The organism is Kitasatospora sp. NPDC029312, assembly GCF_055569215.1.
In genome coordinates this window covers 3,410-16,155 of sequence record NZ_JBVHXY010000054.1, presented here as the reverse complement: position 1 = coordinate 16,155, position 12,746 = coordinate 3,410, and the positions used below count along the sequence as shown (strand labels likewise).

10 protein-coding genes and 6 pseudogenes are annotated in these 12,746 nt (G+C 69.7%); 5 read left to right on the top strand and 11 right to left on the bottom strand.

All coding sequences use genetic code 11. The features are described 5' to 3' along the window. Nucleotides 1-8 precede the first annotated feature (8 nt). Both ACZ4WV_RS31330 and ACZ4WV_RS31325 read left to right on the top strand, forming a co-directional pair. Nucleotides 9-149, top strand: a pseudogene (locus ACZ4WV_RS31330) (IS5/IS1182 family transposase); the annotation flags it as partial. A gap of 93 nt (nt 150-242) precedes the next feature. Continuing rightward, complete coding sequence (locus ACZ4WV_RS31325; protein ID WP_465752020.1) at nt 243-755, top strand: DinB family protein; 513 nt, start codon at nt 243-245, stop codon at nt 753-755. 67 nt (nt 756-822) lie between these two features. Here ACZ4WV_RS31325 and ACZ4WV_RS31320 read toward each other — a convergent pair. Further along, a pseudogene (locus ACZ4WV_RS31320) lies at nt 823-948 on the bottom strand (transposase); the annotation flags it as partial. Nucleotides 949-1,057: 109 nt separating this feature from the next. Here ACZ4WV_RS31320 and ACZ4WV_RS31315 point away from each other — a divergent pair. After that, a pseudogene (locus tag ACZ4WV_RS31315) lies at nt 1,058-1,576 on the top strand (IS701 family transposase); the annotation flags it as partial. A 68-nt stretch (nt 1,577-1,644) separates the two neighbouring features. Here ACZ4WV_RS31315 and ACZ4WV_RS31310 read toward each other — a convergent pair. The 4 genes and pseudogenes from ACZ4WV_RS31310 to ACZ4WV_RS31295 form a co-directional block, all read right to left on the bottom strand. Further along, a pseudogene (locus ACZ4WV_RS31310) lies at nt 1,645-1,923 on the bottom strand (transposase); the annotation flags it as partial. 389 nt (nt 1,924-2,312) lie between these two features. After that, a complete protein-coding gene (locus tag ACZ4WV_RS31305) occupies nt 2,313-6,527 on the bottom strand; it encodes an nSTAND1 domain-containing NTPase (RefSeq protein ID WP_465752019.1) in 4,215 nt (1,404 codons plus the stop codon). After that, nucleotides 6,524-6,889 (bottom strand): CU044_2847 family protein, encoded by a 366-nt coding sequence (locus ACZ4WV_RS31300; RefSeq protein WP_465752018.1) that lies wholly within the window; start codon nt 6,887-6,889, stop codon nt 6,524-6,526. The genes ACZ4WV_RS31305 and ACZ4WV_RS31300 overlap by 4 nt, the downstream gene beginning before the upstream one ends. A 128-nt stretch (nt 6,890-7,017) precedes the next feature. Beyond that, a pseudogene (locus ACZ4WV_RS31295) lies at nt 7,018-7,087 on the bottom strand (transposase); the annotation flags it as partial. A 72-nt stretch (nt 7,088-7,159) separates the two neighbouring features. On the opposite strand from ACZ4WV_RS31295, the pseudogene ACZ4WV_RS31290 reads away from it, so the two are divergent. Further along, a pseudogene (locus ACZ4WV_RS31290) lies at nt 7,160-7,778 on the top strand (response regulator). A 40-nt stretch (nt 7,779-7,818) separates the two neighbouring features. On the opposite strand, the gene ACZ4WV_RS31285 reads toward ACZ4WV_RS31290, so the two are convergent. The 6 genes from ACZ4WV_RS31285 to ACZ4WV_RS31260 all read right to left on the bottom strand — a co-directional run bounded on the left by ACZ4WV_RS31285 (nt 7,819) and on the right by ACZ4WV_RS31260 (nt 11,830). Continuing rightward, nucleotides 7,819-8,892: a hypothetical protein gene (locus ACZ4WV_RS31285; protein ID WP_465752017.1), complete on the bottom strand. Its 1,074-nt coding sequence runs from the start codon at nt 8,890-8,892 to the stop codon at nt 7,819-7,821. A gap of 99 nt (nt 8,893-8,991) precedes the next feature. Next, nucleotides 8,992-9,276 (bottom strand): hypothetical protein, encoded by a 285-nt coding sequence (locus tag ACZ4WV_RS31280; RefSeq protein WP_465752016.1) that lies wholly within the window; start codon nt 9,274-9,276, stop codon nt 8,992-8,994. Nucleotides 9,277-10,234: 958 nt separating this feature from the next. Continuing rightward, nucleotides 10,235-10,618, bottom strand: coding sequence for a helix-turn-helix domain-containing protein (locus ACZ4WV_RS31275; RefSeq protein WP_465752015.1), 384 nt, complete (start codon nt 10,616-10,618; stop codon nt 10,235-10,237). After that, nucleotides 10,615-10,806 carry a hypothetical protein gene (locus ACZ4WV_RS31270; protein WP_465752014.1) on the bottom strand — a complete coding sequence of 64 codons (192 nt, stop codon included), beginning with the start codon at nt 10,804-10,806 and terminating at the stop codon, nt 10,615-10,617. The genes ACZ4WV_RS31275 and ACZ4WV_RS31270 overlap by 4 nt, the downstream gene beginning before the upstream one ends. 33 nt (nt 10,807-10,839) lie before the next feature. Continuing rightward, nucleotides 10,840-11,061, bottom strand: a complete 222-nt coding sequence (locus ACZ4WV_RS31265) for a tyrosine-type recombinase/integrase (protein WP_465752013.1) — start codon at nt 11,059-11,061, stop codon at nt 10,840-10,842. A gap of 289 nt (nt 11,062-11,350) precedes the next feature. Continuing rightward, the gene (locus ACZ4WV_RS31260) at nt 11,351-11,830 is read right to left on the bottom strand and encodes a hypothetical protein (RefSeq protein WP_465752012.1); all 480 of its coding nucleotides are present in this window, start codon (nt 11,828-11,830) and stop codon (nt 11,351-11,353) included. Between the two features lie 86 nt (nt 11,831-11,916). Here ACZ4WV_RS31260 and ACZ4WV_RS31255 point away from each other — a divergent pair, with 86 nt between their 5' ends. Continuing rightward, the gene (locus tag ACZ4WV_RS31255; RefSeq protein ID WP_465752011.1) at nt 11,917-12,513 is read left to right on the top strand and encodes a hypothetical protein; all 597 of its coding nucleotides are present in this window, start codon (nt 11,917-11,919) and stop codon (nt 12,511-12,513) included. Nucleotides 12,514-12,746 lie beyond the last annotated feature (233 nt).

The window sequence follows — 12,746 nt, the reverse complement described above, 5'->3', positions numbered from 1 at the left end:
AGGAGCGGTACAAGAAACGGAACACCGTCGAACGGGCCATCAACAAGCTCAAGCACGCCAGAGCGGTGGCCACCAGATACGACAAACGCGGCTACGTCTACCTCGGCACGGTCACCGCCGCAGCCCTCATCATCTGGCTCCGCACATGATCGGCCGGACAAGTCCTAGTGCCGCATCAGGCGGTGTTCGCCCTGTAGTGAGGCCCCGCCTGTCGACGGCCGGATACTGGCGATAATCAACCGATGAGTGCCATCGATCGCCCTATGCCGCCCCTGAACGCCGACGAGCGCACGACGCTTGAAAGCTGGCTTGACTTTCACCGCACCACACTGGCCCTGAAGTGCGAGGGGCTGGACGATGAGCAGGCCGCCGCGGCGTCCGTGCCGCCGTCCGGCTTCACGTTGACCGGCCTGGTCCAGCACATGGCGGAGGTTGAGCGGAATTGGTTCCGTCGCGTGTTCGCCGGTGAACAGGCTCCGCCTATCTACGACCCGCAGGCCGACCCGGATGGTCCCGACGGTGGTTTCGATGTGGCTGAGGGCGCCACCCTGAGCGACGCCCTCGCCACCTGGCACGCGGAGATCGCCCGCGCCCGTGAGAACTGTGCCGAGCGTGCTCTGACCGATACGGGACGCTTCATGGAGCAGGATGTCAGCCTTCGCTGGATCTACGTCCATATGATCGAGGAGTACGCCCGCCACAACGGCCACGCCGACCTGGTCCGGGAACGCGTCGATGGCACTACCGGCGTGTAGCGTCGGATCAGGCAGTGTTGGCCCGGTCGACGACCGCGCGTAGGCGCTGGTCGTCGGCGTGGCGGTTTCACCAGATGATGTAGCGGCGAATCATGCTGCCCTGCTCCTTGTGGCTGGCGTGGTCGGTGCCGTCGAGGATGAAGTAGCGCAGCGCGGCGAACTGGGCCTCGATGCGGTTGAGCCAGGAGCTGTTGTGCCTGGGCCGCGGCGAACAACGGGTTGTCTGATGCGGCACTAGTAGTGCTTTGTTACGTGTTGCGCGGGGTCTGGGCAGATCGGGTGTTCGGCGGTTCGCTGTCGGCGTGACTCCGGACGAACTGTCAGTGTTACGTGATGAGTTGGAGGCGTTTGCAGCGGAGGTGTTCGCTCCGCTGCGACGCTCGGATCAGCAGGACAAGGGCCTTACCTACCTGCGTGGCCTGTTGCTGGACGGGCGGCGTAAGTCAATGCAGCCGATGGCCGAGCGCCTGGCCATCGACCACCAGCGCCTGCAGCAGTTCATCACTACCTCGACCTGGCCTCTGGCCGAGGTCCGTGCCCGCATCGCCTTCCGGGCCGTGCAGACGCTGGCGCCGCGGGCCTGGGTGATCGACGACACCGGCTTCCCCAAGGACGGCAGCGCCTCGCCCGGGGTCGCCCGCCAATACTCCGGCACCCTCGGCAAGGTCGCGAACTGCCAGATCGGGGTGAGTGTCCACGCGGTGACCGACCGGGCGTCCTGCCCGCTCGACTGGAGACTCTTCCTACCCTCCGCCTGGGATCCGGGCCACGCCGAGGATCCTGCCGCTGCCGCCCGCGCCGGGCGGGCGACGAGGCTCTGCTACGGCGTCTCGCCCTGGTGTTCTTGCGGCCCAGCCCCCTTTGAGGCCACCGCCGGCGGCGGGTCCGCGCGGGCACCGGCCGCATGCTGGTGGGCCCGCACGATCGTCGAGTCGACCGAGACGTCCCAGTCGATCTCGCCGACCGCGTCCGCTTCCGCCTGCACCTGCTGGAGCAGCCGTTCCCAGGTCCCATCGGCCGACCACAGCCGGTGACGCTCGTAGACCGTCTTCCACGGCCCGAACCGCTCGGGAAGGTCACGCCACTGCACACCGGTCCGCACCCGGTGCAGAATCCCGTCGATTACCTGCCGGTGATCCCACCACCGGCTCCTAGACGACCCGGACATCGATCGGATTCCGCCCCACACGAGCTCCGCGCGGGACAGGCTCCGTGACGGGAGCGACGCCCATAACGCCGGGAGCACCGCCCGCCTCCCGAACGCCACCGCCATGCGCGAAAACGGTCCTCGGTGTCGCTCGTCCGGTGACGGCGTCAGGGACGCTGATCGATCGCCTCCTCACCGAGCGGTCGTGGGGTGCTGGCGGCGAGCAATACTCGATTCTGTCGAATGGCGCTCGAGAGAACACGTTGAGTGACCAAGGCTGGTCAGCAGCGCGTCGCACGTTGACTGGGTGTCCGATGTGCGCAGGTTGGAAGGTCTTTACCTGGGTCCCCAGTCGCCATGGGATGATCTCGAAGCTCCGAACCGAGGCCCGGCTTGCTGCGCTCGGATGGCTAGCAGATCGGCCTCGCAGGCAGGGTCACCGGCAGGCCCGCTCGCTCCTCCGGGGTGAACGTGCGGTGACCGATGATGTCACACAGCTCGCGTTGCCAGAGCGTCGGGTCGAGGGTGAGCGGGCCGCCGATCTCACTCTCGATGTAGATCACGGTCCTGCCGTTTCCGGAGACGTCCGCGAAGGAGTACGGGCTATCCGTGATGCGGTGGCGCGGATGGCCGAAATCGTAGGAGTCGACGTACGCGTCCTTACCGACCTGATAGATCCGGATGGTGTTGTTGGCCGCGATCAGATAGTGCCCGTCGCCGTCGATGAAGCTGGACCACCATCGGGTGTTGGAGTCCTCGGCGAGGCTGCGGAGCGGGCCGATCTCCTTGCGTAGCGGATCGCGCCGCCACAGCTCGACCACTGATCCGTGCCGGAGCAGCGCGAAGTAGCGTCCGCTCGGGTCGAACTGGAAGGCGATGGTGTCGTCGGGGACCTGGACGGTGGTGGTGGTGGTCCGGCCGGTGGTGACGTCGACCACTCGGATGACGGGATCGCCCCCGAGCAGCACAGCGACCTGGTTGTCCGCCGGGTACCTGCCGATGAGGATGTCGGGTACACCGTTGACGTCGTTCCGGGGGTGGAGCACCTCGGCGTCGAACTGTGCGACCTGACGGCCGGTCGTGGCGTCCCACTGCTGCACCAGGGTGCCGGAGACGGTCACCACGTGCCCGCTGCTGTCGAAGTAGGACTGGACGGCCCCGGGCTTGGACCCTGCGGGCGGCGGCATGGGGGTGGTGATCAGAGTCCTCTCCCGCAGGGTGGAGACCTCACGGACGGAGATCAGGTTGACGCCCTCGCGGTCGGCGAAGAGCTGACCATCCTTGCTGAATTGGATGCGCTCGTCGGCGTCGACCCAGTACGGCTTCGCGCGCGGCGCCTGCGCAAGCACCCGATCGGCCTTCGCGGAGCTGGACGTCAGGAGCAGAGCCGATCCGTCGTCCAGGACACTGACGATCTGGCTGCCGTCGTTGGTGAGGGCGGTGACGCTGACGTCCTCCGTGCCCGGTCCGGTGGACAGTTCGGTGTAGCTGATGGTCGACTTGTCATTCCCGACGAGAAACAGTCGGCCGTCGGCCGACACCAGGTCTCCCTGGTGTGATTCGGTGTCGGGCAGTCCCCGGACCCGGGAGGCGAGCGCACCCCGGTCCAGGTCCACCACATCCACGGCACCGCTGTCGTGCGGGAATACGACGCGATGCCCCGTCGTGTCGGCCGCCATCGTCCCGCAGAAGCCACCCCTGTACGGTTGTCCCTGCTCGGCGCCGTCGGAGATGCGTTGGAGGCTCAGGACGCTCTGGTCCTCACCCAGCTTGCGGCAGACCGCGACTGCTGTCCGGTCTCCGGAGAGGACGTACTCGTCGACCGCCGTCACCACGGTCCGGGCTTTGCCCGTGGCCATGTCGACGCTGACCAGACCATGGCCGTTGTCGCCCGCCACCATGGTCCCCACCAGCAGGGTCCGGTCGTCCGGGCCGATCCACAGCCTGCCGTCGATGTTGTCGGGAACGGGGGACCGGCCCGCGATGGAGCCGTCGGCCAGGTTCCACCACACCAGGATGTCCTCCACCTGGACGGCGATGATCTTTCCGTCCGCCGACATGGCGGCCCCGAGCCCGCTGGACTTGTCCTTCACGAACTCCGCCGCCCGGGGTATTCGGTGGATCGGACCGATGGGTCCATCGGCGTTCACGTCGACGTCGAACCAGGCGACGGTACCGTCCTCGGCCTCGAACCCGGCGCGTTTGCCGTCCGCAGAGACCAGGGGGCGCAAGACGTAGTCGTCCACGGGAACCGACTCGGCGCGCACCCGGCCGGTGGCAGCGTGCACCCAGAGCATGGCCCGGCCGAGGCCGGAACGGGCCATCACCACGTTACCGTCCGCACTGGTCCGGAATTCCGTGACCGTCCCCGGCAAACCGGACAGATTACGGGCTGAGGTGGAGTACGTCAGGTACTGCCGCAGCAGTTGATTGCGCGCTTCCCGGGTCGGCGAGGTCTGGTACGCCGCCAGTGCCAGCATCACCGACTTGACCGAGTCGAAGCCCTCCTCGTCCTGCGATGCCTGGGTCAGGGCGCGTGAGTTGGCGAGCGCGGACCGTTCCCGGCTCTGCCGCTGGGCGTTCAGGAAGAGCCCGCCGAAGACCAGCGACGCCGTGATGACGATCGCCAGCCCCGAGGTGAGGATGCGTCGCCATCGTCTCCGCGAGCGGTGGTACGCGCGTCCCTGCGCCAGGTAGTCGCGCTCGGCCTCGCTCAGATCGGCGCCCCGCTCGTCCAGCCATTCCTCTGCGGAGGCCAGCGCGAGAGTGGTCGGCAGCAACTCCGGGGGTCGTTGCGCGGCCTGCCAGCGCTCCAGGTCGTGCCGCAGGCTCTCTCGCCAGACGAGGAACTTCCGGTCGGTTGACACCCAGGTTGCGAGCCTGTTCCAGTTGTTGATCAGTGCGTCGTGTGCCAGCTCCACGGTTTCGGTACCCTCGGCGCTGCTGCCGGCGACCAGCAGCCGGGTTGCGATGAGCCGCTGGGCGATCCGCCACTCGTCCTCGTCGAGCTCGGTACGCAGTGCGGTCCTGCGGATCGCGGCCGCCGTCCCCGCCGGTAGCCGGATGAGCCGGGTGAACAGCCGACGGGCCACCGGCTCGTCCTCCGGACCCACATGATCTTCCCAGACCTGGTCAGCGTGGTCGCCGAGCGCTCCCGCGACGCCGCCGAGTTCCTCGTACGCGAGCAGACTCAGCTCGCCGCCGCTCTGCCGCCGCCAGAGCAGGTCGAGGCTGAGGCCGAGCAGCGGAAGGACGCCGGGCTCGGCGTCGGTGTCCCGCAGGATCCGCTCGACCAGGCCCGCCTGGTAGCGCACGCCCGGGATGGCGTCCACCGGTGCGGTGATGACCTCGCGAAGCTGTTCCGGGCCCATCGGTCCGAGCGCGTAGAGGTTCCGGTTGAGGAGGGGACCGAGGCTGGGGTGTGTGAGGGCCGACTCCAGGAAATCGGCGCGGAGGGTGGTCAGCACATGGACGGCGGGCGGCAGCGTGTCGCTGAACAGGACGTCGGCGAACGCGTCGCCACCCGCCGCGGCGGTCGTCAGCAGCTCTTCCAACTGGTCGACCACGACGAGGAGTCGGGTGCTCCCGTGGACCTCCAACAGCTCCGCCGTGAGGTCCGCGAACGTCCCCGGTCGGGTCAGGTCGCCGGTCAGGGTGTTCAGCTTGTCGAGTCGCTCGGTGCCGGACAAATCCGGTTCCAGCAGTCGCAGCAGGGCCGCGGCGAAGGCGGCCAGCGGGCTGCTGCCGGATGCGGGCCGCACGACCACTGCCAGGTCTCCGGCCGCCCGTCGGCGCGGCACCACGCCGGCCAGCGCGAGCGAGGACTTGCCCGAGCCGGAGGGCCCGACGACGGTGGTCCACCGCTCGCGTGCCACCAGTGAGGCGACCTTCTCGCTTTCGGCTGCCCTGCCGTGGAAGATCGCCGTGTCGGCCTCCTGGAACGCCAGCAGGCCGCGGAACGGCGAGGGCGGCAGTGCGAGATCGCGCAGCTGTGGCCAGGCGGACACCAGGCCGTCCGTGGGTATCAGGTAGCTCACCGGCGGATCGCCGGACTCGGCCACCGCGATCATGCCGACCACACCAACGAGGTCGTCGTCCCACACGGGGCTGCCGCTGAACCCGCCGGAGACCCGGTAGCCCTCGCCCACCAGGTCGGTCTGCACCCAGCCGTCGGCCTGTCGGCCCCGCAGCTCTCCGCGGTGCCAGACACCGCCCGGGCGCCCGACGGGGAAGCCGAAAGCCCGAGCGGAATGGTCCCACACCTCCTGCGCGTCGATCAGCCGGATGGGCGCGGCGCCCGGCAGCGCGGTGCCGAGCCGCAGGACCGCCACATCCCCGGCGCCGGACCCTTGCGGCGGGAACCAGCTCTCGACGGTCGCCTCGATGGTGGGTGAGCTGCGCAGCAACGGCAGGTCCACGCGGACGGTGGAGCCGGCGGCCGGCGCCATGTCCGCGGGTGTGCCGAGTGCGGCGGAGACCACGTGCGCGCAGGTGACGGCGAGCCCGTCTGCGACCAGAAAGCCCGCGCCGATCGGATTGCCGTGGCTGTCGTGGATCCGGAGGAGCGCCGCGTCCAGCGCTCGTGGACCGCCGCCCGCGGGAGCTGTCGACGTTGCCGGTGTCATGAAGCGGACGGTGTCGCGTGGTCCTCAGAGGGTGGGGTCCGGTGCCAGGTTAGTGAGACCTTGAAGTTGGCCTCCGCCGAGGTGCTGGAGATCACCACATCGGCTTCGGCGGACAGCGACAGTCCGAACTCCACGCTGATCTCGTCGGGGGCATGGGCCATGTCGCGGAAGCCGTCGACGAAGTTCTGGGCAACCGGCCGGATCCCCGACAACATGTCGCTCAGCGAGCGCGTGGCGCGCGCTACGACCTGGCCCGGCCGGGCGACCTTGACCAGGCCGTCCTCGGCCTGGTCAATCTCGATCTTCACGACGTCGAGCGAGCCCTCCGCCGCACCGACTGGCAATTCCACCAGATACGCCATGCATCCCCCTGGAGCCTCTCGGACCGTGGCAGGGCGAGCCGACCCTGCGGCCGCCGGATGATGTGAACGTATCTCACTGGCAAGGATGTTGTGCATAGAACAGAGAATTACTCCAGTGCCATGACCGACGAAGTACGTAGCGCTCTTTGGCGGCAGATCGTGCGGAAGATAGGCCCACGGGCAGCCGGTCCTGCCCTGCTAGGAGCGTGGGTCAGTGAGCGGTACTCATGGGTTTCGTGATCGCTGGCACTGACACGGGGTGATCGCGGTATGCGCGGTGAGGACGGCCCGCTGACCGTGGGCGAGGCCGAGTCGGGTAAGGCGGCTGTCGAACTCGCCCGACGCGAGAGGCCCGACGTCGTCTTGATGGACATCAGGATGCCGGGCCTGGACGGCATCGAGGCGACCCGGCGGATCACCGCCGACCCGACGGCCTCGGGTGTCAGAGTGCTGATCCTGAGACCTTCGACATCGACGAGTACGTCTTCGCCGCCCTTCACGCAGGCGCGAGCGGCTTCCTGCTCAAGAACACCCGGCCGACCGACCTGCTGGCCGCGATCCGTGTCATCGCGGCCAGCGACGCCCTCCTCGCCCCGGGCGTCACCCGCCGCCTCATCGAGGAGTTCACCCGCCGCCCCGGAGCCCCCAGTCGGCCTCCGCCGCGCTGGTGGAGACAACTGAACGGGAGCGGGAAGTCCTGACCCTGGTCGGCCTCGGCCTATCGAACACCGAGATCGCCGCCCGCCTGCACGTCACCCTGTCCACCGCCAAGACCCACGTCGGACGCCTGCTCATGAAACTCGGTGCCCGCGACCGGGCCCAACTCGACATCGCCGCCTACGACGCTCGTCTGGTCCGCCCGGCATCCGCAGCTGAAACACATCCGTGATGTCGCCTTCGCCGGTTCCCGGGGCGGTGCCGGGAACAGCTCACTCTGGGCCCGTTGGGGCTTGTGCTGCTCGGAGGCGGCTGGCTACGTAGCTTGCTCGGTCCCCTCCATTCCATTTGTGCCAGTGGTGGGCGGTGCCGTCTGCGGCGCCCAGGAGGTCGGCGAGCATCTTCCAGTGGACCGCGCCGACGAGTGCCAGCCAGGCACCGTTGCGTGCCTTGCCAGCGCTGGGGACACCGAGGCGCTGGAGGCGTCGTTGCAGCGTGTTCGAGCTGAGCGGACGGGAGGGACGAAGGCCGGGGAAGAGATAGGGGGTCTCCTGGTCTTTGAGGGGTGCGGACAGAGGGCGGCGTTCGTGGACGAGTTGCTGGAGTAGGGCTGATAGGCGCGGGCGGAGCCAGAGTGTTTCGCGGCCGAGCTGGAGGCCCAGGACCCCGGGTTCATCGGGGTGGATGTGGACCTGGGCGAGGGTGATGTTGACGATGCGGTCGGTGCTCTGGCCGTACTGCAGGACGAGGCAGCCGGCGACGCGGTCCGCGAGCGGCAGGCTCTCGTCGGTTTCCAGCCTGAGCGCGGTGAGCACGCGGTCGGTGTCATTCATGATGGCGCGTTCGCCGTGCCTGCTGGAGGTGGCGATGGCGACGTCCGCGGGTGCGAGGCCGCAGGTCGCGGCCCAGAGGAGGAATGGCCGGGCGTAGTGCTGGAGGGTCGGGTTGGCGATGAGCCACCGGTCGATGAGGTGCTGTGTGATGCTGTCGAGCGTGCGCCCGCGGCTGCGGAGGTGGCCGAGGAAGAGCCGGGCGGCGTTCAGCTGACGACGCAGGTGCTCACGCTGGAAGCGGGTGAAGCCGCTGCGGCTGACGTGCTGGCGCGCGAGGGGCACCCGGTCCGCCGTGGTGGCGCACTCTTCAAGGCCGTGGGCGAAGTCTCTTTTCAGTTGGGCGAGTTGCTCGTCTCGTGGTTCGAGGACCTCGGCCAGGACGAGCAGGCCCCTCAGCTGCTGGACGGAGGTGGTCTGGCGCAGTGCGTCGCGGGCTTCGTGGGTGCATGGGAGCCTTCCGTTGACCATGTCGCGGATGAGCTGGCCGCCGGGCCGGCGCAGGTAGAGGATCATCGAGTAGAGGTTGTCGTACCTCTCCAGCAGTTCCGCCAGCGGGGCGAGCCGTTCGCACCTGCGTCCGTCCGCGTCGGTGAACGCCTCGGCGAGGACGAGTCAGCCCCGGCAGGGCAGGCACTGCCCCTGGAGGAGGCGGCCCATCCCTGCGCAGGTCGGGCAGCGGTAGGAGAAGGTGACGCCGGCGCACTCGGGACACAGCGGCCCGCCGTCCTCGCGGCCGAACACTCCACCGAGCTGTCCGCAGCGGTGGCACTGCTCGTGGGTGAGACGGACCGCGTCGACGCAGGCGAGGTAGACGGGTGCTTCCGGCCAGCGGCGCTCTGCCCGGGCCGGCGTTGCGCAGCGTGCGCAGGGCACGACGGCGGCGGAGTAACACGGCACGCAGCGCGGTGTCCCGTCCCCGGTCGTCACGGGGGCCGAGGGCCAGTGCCGCAGTCGCCACAGAGCGGCCCGGGTCGCACGCTATCCCAGCAGCGTCCGCACCAGGGGCCGCGCTCGTCGCGGGCGGTGACCACGGCGCGGCGTCCGCATCCGGTGCAGGGCTGTGCCTGGTCCGCGCGCCGGCAGCCGTCGCACCACGGCCGCCCGTCCTCGTCGCGGTAGACGGCGAGTTGGAGGCGCCCGCAGTTGACGCAAGGATGGCGTGGCGTGGCGTGGCGTGGCCTGGCGGGCGCAGGCGCGGCAGACGCCGGTACGGAGGATGCCGACCTTTCTGGTCCGGCCGCACTGCGGGCACAGGACGATCGGCGCCCGGCGGTCGTCGCACTTTTCGCACAGCGGTCCGTCCGCGCTGATGCGGCTGGCCGGGCTGGGGTCGCCACAGTCCACGCAAGTGTGCAGCAGGCGGGGGTGAACGCGCTGGTAGCAGGCTCGGCAGACGGCGCTGCCGTCGTCCTGTCGCAGGCCGACCGGCTTGGTGAGGCCGCAGCCCGAGCACGGCTCGGCGAGGTGGTGCTGGCGGCAGCGCGTGCACCAGGGGCCCTCAGGGGTGCGGGCGGCTGGGATGACCAGCTTGCCGCAGGCCCAGCAGGGCTCTTGGGGCAGGGTCTTGCGGTGGCAGCCGGTGCAGATGACGGCGCCAGCGGGGGTCTTCCTGACGGCGATCCTGGCCTGTCCCGCAGGTGTGGCAGAGCTGCGGCTTACGACGCTCGCGCTGCCAGCACCGGTGGCAGACCGGCTGGCCGGCGCGGCGCTCGGCTACGGTTCCGGGCCGGGCGCAAAGGGAGCAGGTCTCGTTGGGGCCGGCCGCCCGGTGGCAGGCGTGGCACAGGCCCCTGCTCCTGATGGCCTTATCCCGGCCGCACTGGAGGCAGGTGACGGTCTTGGTCATGGCGGTCCGTCAGCCTTCGGCGTCGAAAAAGTCGCCGGACAGCAGCGGCATGTCCGGGACCACAGGCCGGGGCCCTCGCGCGGCGGGTTCCGCGGCGGCGGCGTCGGGCTCGATCTCGACGACGAGGTCCTCGAACGTGCACTTGAGGATCTTGCAGAGCGCCAGGATGAGCTCGACGGGCATCTTGGGCGGGCGGTCGGCCTTCACCAGCCGGTAGATGTTGCTGCGGTCCAGGTCGAAGCCGTACTTCCTCAGTTCCGGTGCGAGCTTGGTGGTGGTGTACCAGTTCCGGCGAAGCGCCATCAGCTCGCGCAGCCGCCACTCGTAGCGGGGCTGGAGGGCTTCGAGGGCGCTCCTGGCCTGCGGTTCGTCGCCGTGCGGTACTGCTTTCACCGGGTCCTCCTCGAACCGCCGGAGCGGGGTTGTGTCGTCTGGTCGCTGAAGTCGTCGTCCATGTCCGCCTCGGCGTCGGCCATCGCGAAGGCACGGGCCAGGGCCGCTTCCTCCGCCGCGTCGAGGCTTTCGCGGACCTTGAGGTTCTTAAAGTCGTTGCTGAGCGCGGTGTAGATCGCGGTGGTCACGGCGTGCGAGTGACCGACCTGGTCGGTGACGAACTAGCCGTCGTAGCCGGCCTCGATGAGCCTGGTTACGTACGTGTGCCTTGTGCAGTGCGGGCCGAGCTGGGCGGGCAGTTTGCCCAACTCACGCCAGTACTGGAACCGCTGGTTCACCGCGCGTTCCGAGATCATCTCGCCTCGCTCGGTGGGGAACATGACGCCGTCGTCCAGGCGGTCGGTGTAGAACAGCGGGCGCACGTTCCCCATGTACAGCTGCACGGTGCGGAGCCGGGAAGTCTGGTCGGCACAGTGATCCGCCGTACCCTCCTGCGAAGGGGCTTGCAGCCGTGCCAACTTCCACCTCCACCGCGCCCGCACCCGCCATAGCCGGTGGCGGGCCCCGCCGATCGGTGCTCTTCTTCGCGTTCGCGTTCGCCGTCATCGCGGACCCCGTGTCCTCCGTCGCCTACGCGATCGAGGCCGCGCTGCACGCCCTGCATGGTGACCTCGCGCTCCTGCTGCCGACCATGGCCCTGGTCGTCGGCCTGGTCGTCGTCGTCACCGCCAACTACTGGCAGCTGGTGCGGCGTTTTCCGAAGGGCGGCGGGGCGGCCGCCGCCGGGCGCGCGTTCGGGCCTCGGTGGACGTTCCTGCCGATCGGTGCCCTGGTCGTCGACTTCGTCCTGACGATCGGCATCTCCATCGCCGCCGCCGCCAGCGCGGTGATCGCCCTGTTCCCGGCCCTGGCCCCGGTGCGGATTCCGTTGGCCCTGGTGCTGCTGGTGGTCGTGGCGGGCCTGACCTGGTTCGGGCACGGCGGCCGCCTGCTGTTCGCCGCGATGACCGCGGTGTTCGTCGTGGTGGCCGTCGCGGTGCTCGTCCTGGGCTTCGCCGCCCCGCACGCCACCGGAACCGCCGCCGCCCACACCGACCCGGGACGCTCGGCCGCGCTCGCCGTCGTGATGGCCTTCCCGGTCGCGATGGCGCTGGCGACCGGCGTGGAAGCTCCGTCCACCGCGATCGCCCAGCTCGGCCAGCTCGACGACACCCACCGCCGCCGCTTCGGACGCGGCACCCTCGCCCTGCTGGTCGTCATTGTCGGCGGGCTGACCCTCGCCCTGACGCGCCCTCGCCGTGAAGCTGCACATCGGCCTGCCCGGCACCGACTCCACCCAGATCGCCGACATCGCCCACGCCGCCGCCGGCCCCGGCTGGCTCTACAGCGCCTTCCAGCTGACCAGCTCCCTGCTCCTGCTCGCCGCCGCCAGCTCCTCCTTCCAGGCCGGACCGGGCCTGCTGAAGGCCCTGGCCGGAACGGCCGCCAACCCGGGCGTCCTGCCGCACGTGCTCGGCAGGACAAACAAGCACCACACCCCGTACTGGTCTGTCGTCGTCTACCTCGCGGCCGCCGCCGTGATCATCCTCGCCGCAGCGGGCCAGGAACAGGAACTGGTGCTGTTCTACGCCGTCTCCGTCTTCGTCAGCTTCCTCGTCGGCCTGCTCGCCATGACCCGCTTCGCCAGCACCGAGCGCAAGCCGCTGGTCGCCGCGATCAATGCCCTCGCCGCCGCGGCCGTCGCCTTCACCCTGGTGGTGAACCTACTGCGCGGCTGGCCGATGCTCTCCCTCGTCGCAACCGTCCTGATCGGCGGCGGCCTCTACCTGCGCTGGGTCCGGGCCGGCAGCCCGAGCGGCATCGAGGACATCGAACGCCAGGCCGAAGCGGACTGACGTGGGTCGACGTCCCGGACCGGACGCGGGAGTCGCCCGCCGCCGTGGCCAGAGAAGGGAACCGGAGGACAGCGCACGCGGGCAAAGGCTGCTCCTGGAGTACACCACCATCGGCTGGCTCGGGGGGGGGGGGGGGGGGGGGGGGGAGGGGGGGGGGGGGCGCGGGGGGGGGGGGGGTGGGGGGTGGGTGGGGGTGGCGGGTGGTGTGTTGGGGGCGGGGAGGAAAAGCCTGG

Coding starts and splice junctions, on each gene's coding strand:
- ACZ4WV_RS31305 (WP_465752019.1), bottom strand. CDS start 6,527: ATGACACCGGCAACGTCGACAGCTCCCGCGGGCGGCGGTCCACGAGCG.
- ACZ4WV_RS31285 (WP_465752017.1), bottom strand. CDS start 8,892: ATGATCCTCTACCTGCGCCGGCCCGGCGGCCAGCTCATCCGCGACATG.
- ACZ4WV_RS31325 (WP_465752020.1), top strand. CDS start 243: ATGAGTGCCATCGATCGCCCTATGCCGCCCCTGAACGCCGACGAGCGC.
- ACZ4WV_RS31300 (WP_465752018.1), bottom strand. CDS start 6,889: ATGGCGTATCTGGTGGAATTGCCAGTCGGTGCGGCGGAGGGCTCGCTC.